We start from the raw sequence: 18,619 nt of genomic DNA, 5'->3' as shown, positions 1-18,619 counted from the left end.
CACGCCGCACGCGCTGGCCAGGGGATCGGGCCAGCGGCACAGGTCAGCCGGGACCTCCTCGCCCGACTTGCCGCGATTCAGCACCGAAACAGCTTACGCCGTACATCAACCCTCCGTGCGAGGGGTGTACGTGCGGAATCAGCCAGCCGCCGGGTGCGTTCGGATCAGCGTGCGGTGAGCCCCTCGATCACGTCCGTCAGCGCCCGTTCGATGACGTGTCGTACCTGCTCGGGGCCGAGGTCGGCCAGCGGCCCGTCGAGGATGAGCGTGGCCACGCCGTGCACCATCGCCCAGGCGCTCAGCTCGGCCCCCGGCCGCCGTTCGGGCGCCATCTTCCCGCAGGCGACGAGCGAGTCCAGGGTCTCGATGAGCAGATCGAAGGAGCGGGACTCCCAGCGCCGGCTGAGCGCGCGCGCCGCGCCCTCCTGGTCGAGCGACACCGAGCCGATGGTCTCGCGGCAGAAGGCGGCACGGAAAAGACCGGGCTCCTCCATGGCGAACATGACGTAGCCGCGGCCGAGCGCCCGCACCCGCTCGACGACGGCCTCGACCCCCTCACCCTCCACCTCGCGGCCCGACTCCTCCATGCGGTCGACGAGCCGCTCCTGCGCGTACTCCTTGACGGCGTGGAGGAGTTCGGCCTGTCCGGCGAAGTGGCGGTAGGCGGCCGTGGCGGAGACACCGGCCGCGCGGGCCGCCGCACGCAGGACGACGGCGTCGGGGCCGCCGTCGCGCGCCAGGTCGATGGCGGCGCGGAGCAGCGCGTTACGCAGGTCCCCGTGGTGGTAGCGGCCCCTGGCGCCCGCCTGCCCGGTCGCCGACGCGTCCCTCGTCGCTCTGCTGTTCGCCTCCATGCCTCCATCCTGCCCGATGTTGACGGCATTAACATCCCCTGCCATGCTCTCCATGTTAACGGCGTAAACATCTGTCGCTGCGTGACTGCCGTCCGCAGCCTCCGCACACGATTCCGGGGGATCCTCCGTGCTCCTACGCATTGCCGACTTCATCCATCGCAGGGCACGTGCCGTGCTGCTGCTCTCCCTCCTTGCCGTGATCGCCATGGGAGCACTCGGCTTCGGCGCCTTCGGCAAGCTCCAGGGCGGCGGCTTCGACGACCCGGACTCCCCTTCCTCCCGGGCGACCGCCGTGATCGGGGAGAAGTTCGGGGGCAACGACAACCTGGTCCTGCTCGTCGAGGCCGAGAGCGGAAAGCTCGACGCACCGGCCGCCAAGGCGGCGGGCCAGAAGCTGACCGACGGGCTCAAGGAGGAACCTGGGGTCTCCCGGGTCACCTCCTACTGGGCGCCCGGCGGCTCCGACCTCACCTCGCGCGACGGCACCCAGGCGCTGGTGCTCGCGCACATCGACGAGGACGACGCGGCTGCCGTCACGGACAAGTGGACGGGTGACCGCGGTGCGGTGTCCGTACGCGCCGGGGGCGCGGCGGCGCTCAACGAGGAGATCACCTCGCAGGTCTCCAAGGACCTGGCCGTCGCCGAGGCCATCGCCGTACCCCTGATCCTCATCCTGCTGGTCGTCGCCTTCGGCAGCGTCGTGGCCGCGCTGCTGCCGCTGGCCATCGGGCTGATAGCCATCCTGGGCACCTTCGCCGAGCTGTACCTCCTCGGCAGCGTCACCGATGTCTCCGTGTTCGCGATCAACCTGACCACGGCCCTCGGCCTGGGTCTCGGTATCGACTACGGGCTGCTGCTCGTCAGCCGCTTCCGGGAACGGCTCGCGGCGGGTGACGAGACGGCCGACGCGCTGCGCGTCACCGTCCGTACGGCGGGCCGCACCATCCTGTTCTCGGCCGCGACCGTCATGGCGGCGCTCGGGGCGCTGCTGCTCTTCCCGCCGTTCTTCCTCCGTACGTTCGCCTACGCGGGTATCGGCGTGGTCGCCATCTCCGCGCTCGCCGCGCTGATCGTCGTACCCGCGCTGCTCGCCGTGCTCGGGCACCGGGTCAACAAGGGCCGCCTCCCCTGGGCCGAGGCCGTGCGCAAGCCCGACGCGCCCCTGTGGGGCCGCCTGGCGGGTGCGGTCATGCGGCGTCCCGCGCTCACCGCGCTCCCGGTACTCGCCGTGCTGCTGCTCGCGGCGAGCCCGCTGCTGGGCGCTTCCTTCGGCATCCCCGACGAGCGCGTGCTCCCCGCGGAGGCCGAGAGCCGGCAGGTGTCGACCGCGGTCCAGCACGACTTCGCAGGCAACGACGCGGGTTCCGTCCCGATCGTCACCGAGGGGCGTGCGGCGCCGGACGAGGTGTCGGCGTACGCGGCGAAGATCTCGGGGCTCGAAGGCGTCGTACGCGTACAGGCCGCCACCGGCACCTACACGGACGGGCGCGCGGTCAAGGCGCCAGGGGCCGCGCACGCCGGGCTCGTCGAGGACGGCGTCAACCGGCTGACCGTCACCTCGGACCTGACGCCCGCCTCGGGCGAGGCACAGGAACTGGTGCGCGACATCCGGGCCACGGAAGGGCCCGGCGGTACGGGAACCCTCGTCGGCGGCAAGGACGCCGAGCTGATCGACTCCAAGTCCGCGATCGGCGACAACCTGCCCGCCGCGATCGGCTGGGTCCTGGGTTCGACGTTCATCCTGCTCTTCCTCTTCACGGGAAGCGTGGTCCAGCCGCTGCGCGCGCTCGTGCTCAACGGTGTCAGCATCAGCGCCTCCATCGGGGCAATGGTGTGGATCTTCCAGGACGGCCATCTCTCGTCCCTGCTGGGCTTCACCGCGATGCCGATGGACACCTCGATGACCGTGCTGATGTTCTGCATCGTCTTCGGCCTGTCCATGGACTACGAGGTCTTCGTGACCAGCCGCATCAAGGAGCTGCACGACGCGGGAGCCGACGACCACCTCGCGGTCACCGGAGGGCTCTCGCGCACGGGGCGGATCGTGACGATGGCGGCCGGGCTGCTCGCGGTGAGCTTCTTCGCCTTCACCACCAGCAGCGTCAGCTTCATCCAGATGTTCGGGCTGGGCAGCGGGCTGGCGATCCTGATCGACGCGGTCGCCGTGCGCGGCGTGCTGGTGCCGGCGGCGATGCGGCTGCTGGGACGCAGCGCCTGGTACGCACCCGGGCCACTGCGCAGGCTGCACGACAAGGCCGGGCTCAGCGAGGCAGGCGAGGGCGAGCCCCTGGACGTCCCTGACCACCAGGAAGCCCGGAAGACACCGGCAGCGGCCGGGGAGCGGGAGAAGGCACCGGCCGGGAGGTGAACCGGCCGTAGGACGGTGGATCGGCCGTGAGACGCCGTGAGACGCCGTGGATCCCGGCGACATGATGAAGCCCCCGCCGAGGCGGGGGCGTCATCCTGTCGCCGGGGGTGTGCCGGCGGTGTCGCGGGCCCGGGTGGGACTGCCGGGCGAGCGGACCGCGCGGGCTACTTGCCCGTGAACTTCTCGTACTCCTTGAGCACCTCGTCGGTCGGGCCGTCGATCATCAGCTCGCCCTTCTCCAGCCACAGCACCCGCTCGCACGTGTCGCGGATGGACTTGTTGTTGTGGCTGACGAGGAAGACCGTGCCGGCCTCCTTGCGCAGCTCGCGGATGCGGGCCTCGGAGCGCTTCTGGAACTTCTTGTCGCCGGTGGCCAGCGCCTCGTCGATCATCAGCACGTCGTGGTCCTTGGCAGCGGCGATCGAGAACCGCAGCCTGGCCGCCATGCCGGAGGAGTAGGTGCGCATGGGGAGGGTGATGAAGTCGCCCTTCTCGTTGATGCCGGAGAAGTCGACGATGCCCTGGTAGCGCTCCTGCACCTCCTCACGCGACATGCCCATCGCGAGACCGCCGAGCACCACGTTCCGCTCGCCGGTGAGGTCGTTCATCATCGCCGCGTTCACGCCGAGCAGCGAGGGCTGTCCGTCGCTGTAGACGCTGCCGCGCTCGGCCGGGAGCAGCCCGGCGATGGCCTTCAGCAGCGTCGACTTGCCCGAGCCGTTGGAGCCGATCAGGCCGATGGCCTGGCCCCTGTACGCGGTGAAGCTGACGCCCCTGACCGCGTGCACCTCGCGCATGCCGCCGCCCGGCCTGCGCTTGACGATGCGGTTGAGTGCGGCCGTCGCGCTGCCCCGGCCCTTGGAGCCGCCGTAGACCCGGTAGACGATGTGCAGGTCCTCGGCGATGACGGTCGGTACCCAGGGGCCAGGAGTCAGCTCCGCCTCGGCCTCCGTCTTCTTCGGAACCCCGGCGGGGGCGCCGCTCCGCTCGGTGTGCTCAGCCACGGCCATAACGCTCCTCCGCCTTCCAGAAGAAAACAAACCCGCCGACACCGATCAGCACCGCCCAGCCGACGGCGAGCGCCCATACGTGCGAGGGAAGATCGGCGCCCGTGTAGTCATCGATGAACGCGAAGCGCATCAGATCCATGTAGACGGCCGCCGGGTTGGCCATCAGGACATCGATCAGCCAGCCCGGTGAGTGGCGCTTCTCCAGCATGAACGGCAGCGAGAACATCACGCCCGACGCGTACATCCAGGTACGGGTGACGAAGGGCATGAGCTGTGCCAGGTCGGGCGTCTTGCTGCCCAGCCGCGCCATGGTCAGCGCCAGCCCTGTGTTGAACACGAACTGGCAGAGCAGCGTGGGCACGATCAGCAGCCACGACCAGGCCGGGAGCTGCCCGAAACCGAGCAGGATGACGACCAGGATGATCATCGAGTACAGCAGCTGCTGGAGCTGCTGGAGCGAGATCGAGATCGGCAGCGAGGCGCGCGGGAAGTGCAGCGCGCGCACGAGGCCGAGGTTCGAGGAGATGGCGCGCACCCCGTTGAGCAGCGAGGTCTGGGTGAAGGTGAAGACGAAGACACCCGTGACCAGGAACGGGATGTAGTTCTTGTCGCCACCGGGGATGCCCTGCCGGCCACCCAGGATGATGCCGAAGATGAAGAAGTAGACCGCCGCGTTCAGCAGCGGGGTGGCGACCTGCCACAACTGGCCGAGCTTCGCCTGGCTGTACTGGGCCGTCAGCTTCGCCCGGGAGAAGGCGAGAATGAAGTGCCGCCGTGCCCACAGCTGCCGCGTGTACTCCGGCAGCGAGGGGCGTGCTCCGCTCACCGACAGGCCGTATTTGGCCGCGAGTTCGGCCGGGGTCAGGCTGTCGTCCGGCGACGGCGGGGGTGTCACGCCGACAGCACTGTCGTGGGTTTCGCTCACGTTGGAAACTTTCGTCCTCACACTGCGCAAGTGGATCCTGTGCCGATGCTCTCAGACACGAGCCTGTCAAATCACGGGAGGGCGTCCCAGCCGCGTCAGACGCCATACCGTACGCCACCGCATGGGCCTCCGAGGCCCCGCAGGTGACGTCCAGCCCTCCTTGAAGCCGCCCATCCACGCCCGCAGCGCGGGCATCGACGGCCGCCTGGCGAGCGTGAGCAGCAGCCATACCCCCAGGTATACGGGCACCAGAAGGGCAGGAAGGTTGCGGCGCGCGAGCCAGACGCGGTTGCGGGCGACCATCCGGTGGTAGACCGCGTGCCTGCTGGGGGCCGTTGTGGGGTGGTGCAGCACCATGTCGGCGCGGTAGTCGATGTTCCAGCCCGCGTCCAGGGCACGCCAGGCGAGGTCGGTCTCCTCGTGCGCGTAGAAGAACTCGTCGGGCAGGCCGCCGACTTCGGCGATGACCTTGGTACGTGTGGCGTTGGCGCCGCCGAGAAACGTGGTCACCCGCGAGGAGCGCAGCGGGTCGGCGGCACGGAGCCTGGGCACATGGCGGCGCTGCGTCTCGCCCGTGTCCGGGTCGGCGATACGGAAGCTGATGATGCCGAGCTTCCTGTCCGCCTCGAAAGCCTCGCGCACCAGTTCAGCCGTATCGGTGCCCGGCAGCAGCCCGTCGTCGTCGAGGAAGAGCAGCGCGTCCACCTCGGCTCCCGAGGGACCGAACGCCTCGATACCGACGTTGCGGCCACCGGGGATGCCGAGATTTTCCGGAAGTTCGACCGTCCGTACACCTGCGGGCAGCTCGGGCAATGGCGCACCGTTACCCACCACCACGACCTCGATGGGATCGCCGTCCTGCTTGGCGACCGAGTCGAGCAGCGCCCGGAGTTCCTCCGGGCGGTTACCCATCGTCAGCACCACGGCGCCCAGCCGCAGCCGCTCCGGGGTTTCCATCTCCCCTTTGCCCCCCGTCACTTGAGCCTGCTGGAGGCCAGGATGGACACGAGGTGCAGCAGGGTCTGCACGAGCGCGATGCCCGCGAGCACGGCGACGCCGAGCCGGGTGAAGAAGAGGTCACCCCGGATCTGGTCGACGACGGCCAGCAGAAGAATCAGCAGGGACGCCTCGATCCCGAGGACCAGCCTGTGGAACTTCAGCGCGGCGGCGGCCTTGCGCGCGAGTGCCATGCCGGAGGAGCGCGGCTCGGAAGCCGACTCCTTGACCGGCGGCAGTCCGCCCTGGTGGCGGGCGACGCCGACCAGGTCGGACTCCGCCTTGATCAGGATGGCGCCGAGCGCGGCGAGGGTACCGAGGAAGGCCCACAGCCAGTCCACCCGCCCCTCGCCCCACAGATCGGCGGCGCGCAGGCCGAAGCCGACCAGGACGGCGGCGTCGCACAGATAGGCGCCGACGCGGTCGAGGTACACACCGCCCAGCGAGAACTGCTTCTTCCAGCGGGCCACCTCGCCGTCGACACAGTCGAGCAGCAGATAGAGCTGGACCGCGAGCACCCCGAGGACCGCCCCGGCGATCCCCGGCACCAGCAGCGCTGGTGCGGCGAGGGCGCCCGCGACGGTCATCACGTAGGTGAGCTGGTTGGGCGTGATACGGGTGTTCACCACGTGCCGGTCCACACGCAGCGAGATCTCGCGCATGTAGATACGGCCCGCCCAGTGCTCACCGCTGCGGCGGTCCTTCACACCCTCGGGGTGGACGACCGGGCGCAGTTCAGCTACCGATGGCTTGTGCATAGTCCGCGTATGCGTCCCTGATCTGGTCGGTGGACAGGTCGAGGTGTTCGAGGATCGTGTACCGCCCGGGCCTTGTCTGTGGCGCGTATTCGACGACCTTGACGAATTCGTCGGCGTCGAAGCCGATGTCCTGCGGCAGCACCGGCAGGCGGTGGCGACGCAGCACCGAGACCATCAGCTTCGCCGTGTCCTTGTCCCCGCGCAGAAACGTGGCGAAGGCGGCGCCGAGGCCGCACTGCTCGCCGTGCGGAGCCGCGCGCTTGGGGAAGAGCAGGTCGAAGGCGTGGTTGATCTCGTGGCACGCACCCGAGGCCGGACGGCTGTCGCCGGAGACCGACATCGAGATGCCGGTCAGTACCAGGCCCTCGGCGAGGACCTGGAGGAAGCCGTCGTCGCTGACGTCCCCGGGGTGGTGCAGGATCGCCTCGCCGGCCTGGCGTGCCATGGCGGCTGCCAGTCCGTCGATGTCCTCGCCGCGCACCTTGTGGCCCAGCTCCCAGTCCTTGACGGCCGAGATGTTGGAGATCACATCGCCGATCCCGGAGCGGATGTAGCGCTCCGGAGCCTCACGGATGACGTCGAGGTCGATGACGACGGCGATCGGGTTCGGCACGCCGTAGGAGCCGCGGCCCGCGTCGTTGTCGAGGGTCGCGACGGGCGAGCACAGGCCGTCGTGCGACAGGTTCGTCGCGACGGCGACCAGCGGCAGGCCGATGCGCGCCGCCGCGTACTTCGCACAGTCGATGATCTTGCCGCCGCCCATGCCGACGACCGCGTCGTAGCGGCCTGACTTCATGGCGTCGCCGAGCTTGATCGCGTCGTCGATGGTGCCGCCGCCCACCTCGTACCAGGAGGCATTGGGCAGCTCGGGCGCGAAACGTTCACGCAGAGCCGCACCGGAGCCGCCGCTGATGGCGAAGGCGAGCTTTCCCTTGGAAGAGATCCGCTGATCGGCCAGCAGGCCCGCCAGGTCGTCCAGGGCGCCGCGGCTGATGTCGACGACTACGGGCGACGGAATGAGGCGGGTCAGTACTGGCATGCGATCTCCCTGCCCTTGGCGAGGTCGTCGTGGTTGTCGATCTCGACCCACTTGATGTCGCCGATCGGTGCCACGTCGACCTTGAAGCCGCGGTTGACCAGCTCCTGGTACCCGTCCTCGTAGTAGAGCTGCGGGTCCTTCTCGAAGGTGGTCCTGAGCGCGTCGGCCAGCTCGGCGCCCGCCTCGGCCTCGATGAGGGTGAGGCCGATGTACTCGCCGGTCGCCTCGGCCGGGTCCATCAGCTTGGTGATCCGCTGGACGCCCTTGGCGGGGTCGACGACGACCTTCATCTCCTCGTCGGCGAGGTCCTTCACCGTGTCGAGGGCGAGGATGATCTTCTTGCCGTCGCCGCGCGCCTCCAGCAGCGTCTTCTCGACGGAGACGGGGTGGACGGTGTCGCCGTTGGCCAGGAGCACGCCCTGCTTGAAGACCTCACGGGCGCAGTAGAGGGAGTAGGCGTTGTTCCACTCCTCCGCCTTGTCGTTGTCGATGAGGGTCAGCTTGACGCCGTACTTCTCTTCCAGGGCCGCCTGGCGCTCGTACACCGCCTCCTTGCGGTAGCCCACGACGACGGCGACATCGGTGAGCCCGACCTCGGCGAAGTTGGCCAGCGCGATGTCGAGGACGGTCGTGTCACCGTCAACGGGCACCAGGGCCTTGGGGAGGGTGTCGGTGTAGGGGCGCAGACGCCTTCCGGCGCCGGCGGCCAGCACGAGGCCGATCATGCGGGTTCTCCTGTTTCGTCGTGTACAGCGGGTGCTTGCGAGGACACCCAGAAACGGATGCTCTCGGTGAGCACCACGGCGGCGATGACCACGGCGAGCGCGGTCAGCGCAATACTGAAGCCTTGAGCGTGATCAGTGCCGCCCAGCCAGAGAGCTGCGGCGATCGTGACCACCAGGGTCCGTCCTTCGTGCCCCCCGACCGCCCGCACCAGCCAGTGCGGAGGCGCACCGGTGCCGCCGCGGATGCGGTACACCGTGTCGTAGTGATGGTAGGCGACCGCCGCGACCAGCCCGAAAGCCGCGGGCACAGCGGCGTCTGCGCCGGATCGGGCGGCCAGCACCAGGATGGTGCCGTATTCCGCTATACGGAAGAGGGGCGGAAGCAGCCAGTCCAGGGACCCCTTGAGGGGGCGCGAGACGGCCACACCGGAGCAGAGGACGTAGAAGAGGGCAGCCACCACAGGCCAGACGCCGCCCAGCGGGGTCCAGAACGCGGTGGCCAGGATCACCGCCGTACCGAGCAGTGCCACAGCGGGCGCTCCGAAGCGCGGCAGGCGCATGGAGCCCAGCGCACGGGCACAGGCCCCGGCCGGCGGGCCGCTGTCGGCGAGCGCGGCCACCGCACCCGCCGCCTGGTCGGTACGCGCGGCCCTGCGGGTCAGCGAGCGCAGCAGACGGCCCGCGGTGGTGTAGCAAGCGGCGAAGGCGCCCGCGATCAGCAGGACGGCAAAGGTGATACGCGGGGTGGTCGCCGCCGTCAGTACCGCGATCAGCGCCCAGCGCTCGCCGATCGGCAGCACGATCATGCGGCGTAGCCATACGGTCCAGCCGGCGCTGTCCAGCTTGTCGGAGAGCGCGGCCGTCGGGCTCGTATTGGCTGTGTTGGCTGTGTTGGCTGTGGAGCCCGCGTGGGACTCGGCGAAGGAGAAGTCGACGGTGTGCCGCGCGGTCATCAGCAGCATCGCGCCGAGCGCGAGTACCCATACGTCATCGCCGTCGGCGCGGGCCGCACCGAGGGCGAGGCCCGCGTAGTACGCGTACTCCTTCGCCCGGTCGAATGTCGCGTCCAGCCAGGCGCCGAGCTTGGAGTACTGGAGGTCGTAGCGGGCGAGCTGGCCGTCCGTCGCATCCAGCACGAACGAGGCGATCAGCAGCACACCGGCCGCGATGTATCCGCCGCGCTCTCCTGTCGCCGCACAGGCGGCGGCGATGAGGGCTGTGATCAGTGAGGCCGTGGTGACCTGGTTCGGAGTCAGCCCTCTGCGCGCGCTCCAGCGGGCGAGGTAGCGGGAGTAGGGGCTCACGCAGAAAGTGGTGAAGAAGCCGTCGCGGGACTTCACGGCCGAGCGGAGCCGTACGGCCTCGTCGTCGACGGCGGCGACGGCCGCCTCGGCCGCACGGCGCTCCTCCTCGTCACCGGGCACGGTGGCGACGAGTACCCCCAGTTCCGGGCGGTGCACGCCGACGCCTTCCGCTTCCAGGAGCCCGGCCACGCTGTCCGCGGTGGGCGGGGTCGCCGGCAGGGACTTCGCGAGCGTCTCCCGCGCCTTGGGCGCGATGCCGACGGCGCCGGGCACCGCACCCGCGGGGAAGCGGGGGTCGGTGAGTGCCAGGCGCAGCGCGTGGGTGTGGCCCACGAAGCCGGGGTCGACCAGGGCGACCCGCTCGCTCACCGGTGCGGCGGAGACGGCAGCGGTCACCCCGGCGGGGTCAGCGGCCACGCGCACCTCGAAGCCGAGCGACCGCAGGTCGCTCTCCAGCGACGACCCGGCGACCGGCGGACCGGTGAGAATAGCGGTCGACAGAACGAACTCACTCCTCGGAAGCTGGCGCACCCGCGCAGGGGACAGCAGGCAGCGGGCAGGACGCGCGTCCTCGCCCGGTCGGGGGGCGGGCAGCACGTCGGCAGAGAGTATCGGATCGTCGGAGCGAGCCTTCACCGAGCGTTCACCGCACCGGCGTTGCCCACCCGGCGCCCGCTTCGGCCAGCATGGTCGATCATGGCGGCGGCCCACAAACCGCGGCCCGATAGGGTTCCCGCATGACATGGTTGATCACAGGCGGGGCCGGCTACATCGGAGCCCACGTGGCGCGGGCCATGGTGACGGCGGGTGAGGATGCCGTGGCGCTGGACGACGTTTCCAGCGGCATCCCCGCACGACTGCCGGCGCAGGTACCTCTCGTACGCGGTTCCGTGCTGGACAGAGCGCTGCTGGACCGCACGTTCACGGAGCACGGTGTCACCGGTGTGATCCATCTCGCGGCGAAGAAGCAGGTCGGCGAATCCGTCGAACAGCCGCTGCGCTACTACGAGGAGAACGTGCACGGACTGACCGTGCTGCTGGAGGCGGTCGTCGCCGCCGGGGTGCGGCGCTTCGTCTTCTCCTCCTCCGCCGCCGTCTACGGCATGCCGGACGTGGACCTGGTGACGGAGGACACCCCGGCCGTTCCGATGAACCCCTACGGCGAGACCAAGCTCGCCGGCGAGTGGCTGGTGCGCGCGACAGGTCACGCACACGGCCTGGAAACGGCCTGTCTGCGGTACTTCAACGTCGCCGGCGCTGCCGAACCCGCGCTCGCCGACACGGGCGTCTTCAACATCGTCCCGATGTTCTTCGACGCGCTCACGCGCGGTGAGGCCCCGCGCATCTTCGGCGACGACTACCCCACTCCTGACGGCACGTGCGTCCGTGACTACATCCACGTACAGGACCTGGCCGAGGCCCATGTCGCCGCCGCCCGCGCGATGAGCGGTACGGGCGGCGACCTCACGGTGAACGTCGGCACGGGCGACGGCGTCTCCGTGCGGGAGATGGCCGGCCTCGTCGCCGAGGTCACCGGCAGGCACGAGCCCGCCGCCCAGGTCGTGCCGCGCCGCGCGGGCGATCCGGCCCGGGTGGTGGCGGCCTGCGAACGGATCAGCAAGGAGCTGCGGTGGGCCCCGCGCTTCGGCGTGCGGGACATGGTGGCCTCCGCATGGGAAGGCTGGCTGCTGCACCACCCGGAGGCGGCCGGACCGGCTTCCTGAAGGCGCCTTTCCGTGTGCGGTGTGGACAGACGCGCTCACAATGCGGAGTTGGCACGCCGACTACGGCACACTGGATCGCGCTGTCCACAGGCCCACAAGAAGGATGAACATGGCGAACAGCTCAGCGGCCCCGATCATGCTCGAACTGGTCGATGAGGACGGGACGACGATCGGCACCGCGGAAAAGCTCTCCGCCCATGTGCCTCCTGGCCGGCTGCACAGAGCGTTCTCCGTCTTCCTCTTCGACAGCAAGGGGAGGCTGCTGCTTCAGCGCCGCGCCCTGGGGAAGTACCACTCCCCCGGTGTGTGGTCCAACACCTGCTGCGGACACCCGTATCCGCAGGAGCCGCCGTTCGCCGCCGCCGCGCGGCGCGTGGGCGAGGAGTTGGGGGCCGCTCCCTCTTTGATGCGCGAGGCGGGAACGGTGCGCTACAACCACCCGGACCCCGAATCCGGGCTGGTCGAGCAGGAGTTCAACCATCTCTTCGTCGGGCTGCTGGACGACACGCTGCGTCCCGATCCCGAGGAGATCTCCGAGACGGCCTTCGTCTCCTGGAACGAGCTGCGGGAACGGCACGCGAGCGACCCGTTCTCCACCTGGTTCATGACGGTGCTGGATGCCGCGCGTCCGGCGATCCGCGAGGTGACCGGCGGCGCCGGAGGCTGGTGACACCGCGATCTACGAGGCCGGGGGGCGTTCTGCGGTTCCGGGCGCGCATCAGGGCGGGGTCAGCGGCAGCGCGGCCCAGATGACCTTGCCGCCCGTGCCCGTCTGCTCGACGTCGCAGACGCCGCCCGCCTCGTCCGTGAGCGCCTTGACCAGCAGCAGGCCGCGACCGCTCGTGTGCTCCAGGAACGGCTCGGCCTCCAGCGCCTTGGGGCGGTAGGGGTGATCGTCCTCGACCGCCACCCGCAGCAGGCCGCCTCCGAGTGAGACCTCGACGCCGATCTCGGGTGAGAGCAGCGCCGCGTGCCGTACGGCGTTGGTGACCAGCTCGGAGAGGATCAGCAACAGGCTGTCCAGCACGTCGTCGGAGACCGGTGTCGCCTGGCGCCTGATCAGGTCCCGCACCTCGTGCCGCAGGCGCGGGACCGAGGCGTCGTCGGCCTGCGCCGTGAACCGCCAGGGACCGTCGTAGGGGCGGAGTCCGGGCAGGCCGGGAGGGTCGGACCGGCCGGCGCGTTCCGGGCGTTCGGGGCGTTGCGGCTCTACCCGCACGGCACACTCCTGACGCTCGGTACGCTCCTGCACCGGCGTCGCGACCGGAGCTCGTCCTCCCGCGCCCAGGGAAACCGCTCTCCCCATGCCCGGGGGAGCCTCGCCGACGACGCCAGGCAGATGCCCACCGCGGCTCTCCATCTCCGCACCCCGCTCTCCTCGGTTGTCACGATCCAACTCTCCGTGCATTGGGTGTGCTTGCAGATGCACTTGCACCGAGTGTTGGTACTGCAAGGGCCTGGTCCGGTCCGCTGACTGCAAGTCGGCACTTATCGATGGCAATTGACAGAAGACTTACGCCCCGATCGCCTCTATGACTGATCTTGCGTTGGCGTCCGCCCCTCCCTGACCCCACCTCCGCAGCCTCCGAAGACCGCGCGGATACGATCACGCGCATGGAGCCGACTCTGCTCACCACGCGGGACGACGGCGTCGCGACCGTCACGATCCACCACCCGGCCAAGCGCAACGCCATGACGCCGGACATGTGGCACCGCCTTCCCGCGCTGCTCCAGGACCTCGCGGCGGACGCGGGGGTACGCGCCCTCGTACTGACCGGAGCCGAGGGCACCTTCTGCGCCGGCGCCGACATCAGCGCCCTGCGCGCACCGGCCGACGGCGGGCCCGCCCAGGCGCAGCAGGGCATGGCGGTCGCAGCCGAGGAGGCGCTGGCCGCCTTTCCCAAGCCCACGCTGGCCGCCGTGCGCGGCTACTGTGTCGGGGGCGGCTGTCAGCTCGCGGCAGCCTGTGACCTGCGGTTCGCCTCCGAGGACGCGCTCTTCGGCATCACACCGGCCAAGCTGGGCATCGTCTACGCCGCCTCCTCGACCGAACGGCTCGTCCGGCTCGTGGGTCCCTCGGCCGCGAAGTATCTGCTCTTCTCGGGCGAACTGATCGACGCCGCACGCGCCCTGCGGACGGGGCTGGTGGACGAGGTGCACCCCGGGGACGGACTTCAGGGCCGCGTGGAGGACTTCGCGCGGAGGCTCACCACGCGCTCGGCGCTGACGCAGGCCGCGGCCAAGGAGTTCGCCGACGGGCGTACGGGGCCTGACCGTATCGCGCACTGGCAGCGTGAGTCAGCGGCGTGCGCGGAGGCGGCCGAGGGGGTGACCGCGTTCCTGGAACGGCGCGCTCCGCAGTTCAACTGGCCGCGCGGCACGGGCAGTTCGGCGCGCTGAAGACACTGGGCACGGCGCCGGAACCGCTGCTTCCCCTGCTCTTCAGGTCGTACGTACCCCCCGGTAGCGTACGGGCATGACATCACTCCCCGAACGCGCCGGGCGGCGCTGTCACAACGCCCTGAACTCTCTGCACTCCGCGCTCTACTTCTCGCCGGCACTGGGGAAGGAACTCGCGCCCTACGGGATCGACGACCCCCAGGCGGTCAACCTCGCGGTACGGGCCGCGCCGCTGGGCGCGGCGACGGCCGGCACCGTGACGGCCACGTTCTACAACTACAGCCACACCCTCGTCGCCCGTTTCATCCCCGAGGTCTGGGAGTCGGCCTCCCCCGAGACGGTGCTCGCCGCGCGGCTGCGTGCCGTCGACGCGACCCTGCGGCGGCTGCTCGGCGAGGAGACCGTCGCCTCCGGCGAGATGGCCGAGGCCGCGCGGCTCGCGCTGCGCGCGGCCGAGGGCTGCGTGCGCGCCGGGCGCCCGCTCTACGCCGCCAACGCCGACCTGCCCGTACCGCCCGTGGCCCAGGCACCGCACCTCGCCCTGTGGCACGCCGCCACGCTGCTGCGCGAACACCGGGGCGACGGGCACATCGCCGCACTCCAGAACGCCGAACTCGGCCCCCTGGAAGCCGTGGTGAGCCACACCGCCAGCGGGCGCGGCATCAGGCCCAAGTGGGCCATGGGGACGCGGGGCTACAACGCGCAGGACTGGTCGGCGGCGCAGGCGCGGCTGGTCGAGCGCGGGCTGCTCGGCGGCGACGGGGAACTCACCGAGCGCGGCACGGCCCTGCGTCAGCGGCTGGAGGAGGACACGGACAGGCTGGACCGTGCGCCCTACGAACTCCTGGGCGCCGAGGGGGTCGCACGGCTGACGGAGCTGGCGAGCGGTTTCGTGAAGACGGCTCTTGAGGCCGGCGCCTTCCCCGCCGACCTGATCGGCAAGGACTGAGGCGGGGCAGGTCAGGTCAGAGCAGGTCAGGGGAACGGCAGGACAGTACGTCGGAGCAGGACGGCGGGGCAGTACGGCGGGGCGGAGACCCACCCCGGGTGGACGGTGCGGCGCAGGCCACCGGCCGCCCCGCCTTCCCCGCACTGTCGGAGTCACCTGCCACAATGCAGGCTCACCGGGGGACCACAGCACCGAGAAGGCGGAACGAACCATCGTGACGACGACGATCGAAGGCAGGATCGCCGAGGAGCTCGGCGTACGCGAGCGGCAGGTCAGCGCCGCGGTCGAGCTGCTCGACGGCGGGTCGACCGTGCCGTTCATCGCGCGCTACCGCAAGGAAGCGACCGAGATGCTCGACGACGCGCAGCTGCGCTCCCTTGAGGAGCGGCTGCGCTATCTGCGGGAGCTGGAGGAGCGCCGCGAGACGATCCTGGAGTCCGTGCGGGGCCAGGGGAAGCTCACCGAGGAGTTGGAGGCGCAGATCCGCGCGGCCGACTCCAAGGCGCGCCTTGAGGACATCTACCTGCCGTACAAGCCCAAGCGGCGCACCAAGGCCCAGATCGCCCGCGAAGCCGGTCTCGAACCGCTCGCCGAGGGGCTGCTGGCCGATCCGACGGTGGAGCCGACCGCGGCTGCCGCGGCGTTCGTCGACGCCGAGAAGGGCGTCGCCGACCCGGCCGCCGCGCTGGAGGGCGCACGCGCGATCCTCGCCGAGCGCTTCAGCGAGGACGCCGACCTGATCGGCGCCCTGCGCGACCGCATGTGGAACAAGGGACGGCTGGCCTCCAGGGTCCGGGAGGGCAAGGAGGAGCAGGGCGCGAAGTTCGCCGACTACTTCGACTTCGCCGAGGACTTCACCGCACTGCCCTCGCACCGCGTGCTGGCGATGCTGCGGGGCGAGAAGGAAGAGATCCTCGACCTCGACCTGGACCCCGAGCCGGCCGAGGCTTCAGCGAGCGAGCCAGGACCGAGCTGGTACGAGCGTTCCATCGCAAACCGCTTCGGCGTGCGTGACGAGGGCAGGCCCGCCGACCCGTGGCTGGCCGAGACGGTGCGCTGGGCCTGGCGCACGCGTGTCCTCGTACACCTGGGCATCGACCTGCGTACCCGGCTGCGGACGGCGGCCGAGGACGAGGCGGTGCGGGTCTTCGCCTCGAACCTGCGCGACCTGCTGCTCGCGGCCCCCGCGGGTGCGCGCACGACGCTCGGTCTCGACCCCGGTCTGCGTACGGGCGTCAAGGTCGCCGTGATCGACGCGACAGGCAAGGTCGCGGCCACGGACACGATCTATCCGCACGCTCCGCACAAGCGCTGGGACGAGTCCCTGGCCAAGCTGGCCGCGCTCACCGAGGAGCACGGCGTCGATCTGATCGCGATCGGCAACGGCACGGCCTCAAGGGAGACCGACAAGCTCGCGGGCGAACTCCTCACGGCCAAGCCAGGTTTGAAGCTGACCAAGGTCATGGTCTCGGAGGCCGGCGCCTCGGTCTACTCCGCTTCCGCCTACGCCTCACGGGAGCTGCCCGAGCTGGATGTGTCACTGCGCGGCGCCGTCTCCATCGCGCGGCGGCTCCAGGACCCGCTGGCCGAGCTGGTGAAGATCGACCCGAAGTCGATCGGCGTGGGCCAGTACCAGCACGACCTGTCCGAGATGAAGCTGTCGCGCTCGCTGGACGCGGTCGTCGAGGACTGTGTGAACGGCGTCGGTGTGGACGTCAACACCGCGTCGGCACCGCTGCTTTCGCGGGTTTCGGGCATCGGCTCCGTACTGGCCGAGAACATCGTGGCGCACCGGGACGGCAACGGCCCGTTCAAGAGCAGGAAGGAGCTGAAGGACGTCGCGCGGCTCGGCCCCAAGGCGTTCGAGCAGTGCGCCGGCTTCCTGCGTGTCCTGGGCGGAGACGACCCGCTGGACGCCTCGGCCGTGCACCCGGAGGCGTATCCGGTGGTGCGGGACATGGTGAAGGCGGCCGGCACGGACGTTCCCTCGCTCATCGGCAACTCCACCGTGCTGCGCGCCCTGGACCCCAAGGACTTCGTGAAGGGCCCCGCAGGGGACGGCGGTTCGGGGAACGCGCCCACCATCGGGCTGCCGACCGTCACCGACATCCTGCGCGAGCTGGAGAAGCCGGGCCGTGACCCCCGGCCGGCCTTCCGTACGGCGAGCTTCAGGGAAGGCGTCGAGAAGCTGACCGACCTGGAGCCCGGAATGGTGCTGGAGGGCGTGGTGACGAACGTCGCCGCCTTCGGTGCCTTCGTGGACGTCGGGGTGCACCAGGACGGTCTGGTGCATGTCTCGGCGATGTCGAAGACATTCGTGAAGGACCCGCGCGACGTGGTCAAGCCCGGCGACATCGTCAGGGTCAAGGTCCAGGAGGTGGACGAGGCCCGCAAGCGCATCTCGCTCACGCTGCGGCTGGACGAGGAGGCCGAAGCGGAGGGCGGCTCCTCGACCCGGCGCGGGCGTGAGGGCCGCGAGGGATCCCGCCAGCGTGGCGGCGGCAACGGCGGCACGCGCGGCGGGGCACGCGGCGCGGGCGGCAACGCCACCGGCGGCGGCAAGGGCGGTGGCGCACCCCGTCAGCGGCAGGGCGAGGGCGGTGCGCCCAAGGGCGGCGCAGCCGCCAAGGGTGGCGGCGCAGGGGCCAAGGGCGGCGGCGGTGCCGGTGCCGGGAAGCGGCGCGGCGCGGGGTCCTCGGCTCCGGCACCCGGCAACAGTGAGATGGCCGAGGCGCTGCGGCGGGCCGGCCTGGCGTAACCGCGCCTCGGGGCTGGACCGGTCCGGCGCAGGCCGGCCAGGTCCAGCCCTTTCACATGTCGGATGCCGGTGTCACGAACTCCGGTGTCAGAGGCGGATCATGACCTCGTCGAGGGGCTTGCGGGCGAGGTCGGGAACGCGGGTTCCGGGCAGCGGGTAGCCGACCGGGACCACGTAGGCGCCGCGTTCCTCGGGTGGGCGTTCGCAGATCTCGTTGAGGAACCGCATGGGGCTCGGGGTGTGGGTGAGGGTGGCGAGGCCCGCCTGGTGGAGGGTGGCGAGGAGCAGCCCGACGGCGATGCCGACGGACTCCTTCGTGTAGTACGGGCGTGGGGAGTGCGGCCCCTTGTGGACCTCGAAGACGACGATGACGGCGGGCGCCGACTCCAGGAACGGCTTGTGCTCGTCGGTGCCCAGTGGCGCGAGCGCCTCCAGCCACTCGTCCGTGGCACGGCGGCCGTAGAACTCGCGTTCCTCCTCCTCCGCCGCCTCCCGCAGGCGGCGCTTGCGCGCTGGATCGGTGAGGACGACGAAGCGCCAGGGCTGGACATGGGCCCCGCTGGGCGCCGTGGCGGCCGTGCGGATCGCCCACTCCACGACGCCTTCCGGGATCGGCCGGGAGTCGAAGTCGCGGACGGTGCGGCGGCGGGACATGACCTCGTAGAAGGACCGGGCTCGGCCCTCCGCCTCCTGAGCGGGGACCTCCATCGGCCGGAGCGGAACCGTCGGGTAGGGGCTGCTCGGGCCGGAACTCGGGCTGGGTTCTGTGGTACGGACCATGGCGGCAGCACAGCACATTCGGGTACGTC

The 18,619-nt window shown here is 70.5% G+C and carries 16 protein-coding genes; 6 read left to right on the top strand and 10 right to left on the bottom strand.

All coding sequences use genetic code 11. The features are described 5' to 3' along the window. Nucleotides 1-164: 164 nt before the first annotated feature. Nucleotides 165-899: a TetR/AcrR family transcriptional regulator gene (locus NMN56_RS03795; RefSeq protein WP_274045250.1), complete on the bottom strand. Its 735-nt coding sequence runs from the start codon at nt 897-899 to the stop codon at nt 165-167. An 82-nt stretch (nt 900-981) separates the two neighbouring features. Between NMN56_RS03795 and NMN56_RS03790 the strand changes: the two genes are divergently transcribed. Then, nucleotides 982-3,222, top strand: coding sequence for an MMPL family transporter (locus tag NMN56_RS03790; protein ID WP_274045251.1), 2,241 nt, complete (start codon nt 982-984; stop codon nt 3,220-3,222). Between the two features lie 164 nt (nt 3,223-3,386). Here the strand turns inward: NMN56_RS03790 and NMN56_RS03785 are convergent, their stop codons facing one another. From NMN56_RS03785 to NMN56_RS03755, 7 genes are all read right to left on the bottom strand, one after another. Then, nucleotides 3,387-4,232: an ABC transporter ATP-binding protein gene (locus NMN56_RS03785; RefSeq protein WP_274045252.1), complete on the bottom strand. Its 846-nt coding sequence runs from the start codon at nt 4,230-4,232 to the stop codon at nt 3,387-3,389. Then, nucleotides 4,219-5,157 carry an ABC transporter permease gene (locus NMN56_RS03780; RefSeq protein WP_274045253.1) on the bottom strand — a complete coding sequence of 313 codons (939 nt, stop codon included), beginning with the start codon at nt 5,155-5,157 and terminating at the stop codon, nt 4,219-4,221. Before NMN56_RS03780 ends, NMN56_RS03785 begins: the two co-directional genes overlap by 14 nt. A 66-nt stretch (nt 5,158-5,223) precedes the next feature. Then, complete coding sequence (locus tag NMN56_RS03775) at nt 5,224-6,096, bottom strand: glycosyltransferase family 2 protein (protein WP_274045283.1); 873 nt, start codon at nt 6,094-6,096, stop codon at nt 5,224-5,226. Between the two features lie 35 nt (nt 6,097-6,131). Next, nucleotides 6,132-6,911 carry a CDP-alcohol phosphatidyltransferase family protein gene (locus NMN56_RS03770; protein WP_274045254.1) on the bottom strand — a complete coding sequence of 260 codons (780 nt, stop codon included), beginning with the start codon at nt 6,909-6,911 and terminating at the stop codon, nt 6,132-6,134. After that, nucleotides 6,889-7,950, bottom strand: a complete 1,062-nt coding sequence (locus tag NMN56_RS03765) for an iron-containing alcohol dehydrogenase family protein (RefSeq protein WP_274045255.1) — start codon at nt 7,948-7,950, stop codon at nt 6,889-6,891. Before NMN56_RS03765 ends, NMN56_RS03770 begins: the two co-directional genes overlap by 23 nt. Then, the gene (locus NMN56_RS03760) at nt 7,938-8,675 is read right to left on the bottom strand and encodes a phosphocholine cytidylyltransferase family protein (protein ID WP_274045256.1); all 738 of its coding nucleotides are present in this window, start codon (nt 8,673-8,675) and stop codon (nt 7,938-7,940) included. The genes NMN56_RS03765 and NMN56_RS03760 overlap by 13 nt, the downstream gene beginning before the upstream one ends. Next, nucleotides 8,672-10,480 (bottom strand): DUF5941 domain-containing protein, encoded by a 1,809-nt coding sequence (locus NMN56_RS03755; RefSeq protein WP_274045284.1) that lies wholly within the window; start codon nt 10,478-10,480, stop codon nt 8,672-8,674. The genes NMN56_RS03760 and NMN56_RS03755 overlap by 4 nt, the downstream gene beginning before the upstream one ends. A gap of 236 nt (nt 10,481-10,716) precedes the next feature. On the opposite strand from NMN56_RS03755, the gene galE reads away from it, so the two are divergent. Both galE and idi read left to right on the top strand, forming a co-directional pair. Continuing rightward, a complete protein-coding gene (galE, locus tag NMN56_RS03750; RefSeq protein ID WP_274045257.1) occupies nt 10,717-11,703 on the top strand; it encodes a UDP-glucose 4-epimerase GalE in 987 nt (328 codons plus the stop codon). Nucleotides 11,704-11,812: 109 nt separating this feature from the next. Then, nucleotides 11,813-12,373 (top strand): isopentenyl-diphosphate Delta-isomerase, encoded by a 561-nt coding sequence (gene idi, locus NMN56_RS03745; RefSeq protein WP_274045258.1) that lies wholly within the window; start codon nt 11,813-11,815, stop codon nt 12,371-12,373. A gap of 48 nt (nt 12,374-12,421) precedes the next feature. On the opposite strand, the gene NMN56_RS03740 is transcribed toward idi, so the two are convergent. Then, nucleotides 12,422-12,922 (bottom strand): ATP-binding protein, encoded by a 501-nt coding sequence (locus NMN56_RS03740; protein WP_430542457.1) that lies wholly within the window; start codon nt 12,920-12,922, stop codon nt 12,422-12,424. 395 nt (nt 12,923-13,317) lie between these two features. Here NMN56_RS03740 and NMN56_RS03735 point away from each other — a divergent pair, with 395 nt between their 5' ends. From NMN56_RS03735 to NMN56_RS03725, 3 genes are all read left to right on the top strand, one after another. Then, nucleotides 13,318-14,103, top strand: a complete 786-nt coding sequence (locus tag NMN56_RS03735) for an enoyl-CoA hydratase/isomerase family protein (protein ID WP_274045259.1) — start codon at nt 13,318-13,320, stop codon at nt 14,101-14,103. Between the two features lie 76 nt (nt 14,104-14,179). Continuing rightward, the gene (locus NMN56_RS03730; protein WP_274045260.1) at nt 14,180-15,052 is read left to right on the top strand and encodes an SCO6745 family protein; all 873 of its coding nucleotides are present in this window, start codon (nt 14,180-14,182) and stop codon (nt 15,050-15,052) included. A gap of 214 nt (nt 15,053-15,266) precedes the next feature. Further along, entirely contained in the window at nt 15,267-17,810 is a 2,544-nt protein-coding gene (locus NMN56_RS03725) for a Tex family protein (protein WP_274045261.1), read from the top strand. Between the two features lie 87 nt (nt 17,811-17,897). Here NMN56_RS03725 and NMN56_RS03720 read toward each other — a convergent pair whose 3' ends face one another. Continuing rightward, complete coding sequence (locus tag NMN56_RS03720) at nt 17,898-18,590, bottom strand: nitroreductase family protein (RefSeq protein ID WP_274045262.1); 693 nt, start codon at nt 18,588-18,590, stop codon at nt 17,898-17,900. Between the last annotated feature and the right edge of the window lie 29 nt (nt 18,591-18,619).

Origin of the sequence: Streptomyces iconiensis, assembly GCF_028657195.3 — a bacterium.
Lineage (GTDB): Bacteria > Actinomycetota > Actinomycetes > Streptomycetales > Streptomycetaceae > Streptomyces > Streptomyces iconiensis.
The sequence above is the reverse complement of the archived record's forward strand: the minus strand, read 5'-3'. Positions and strand labels throughout refer to the sequence as shown.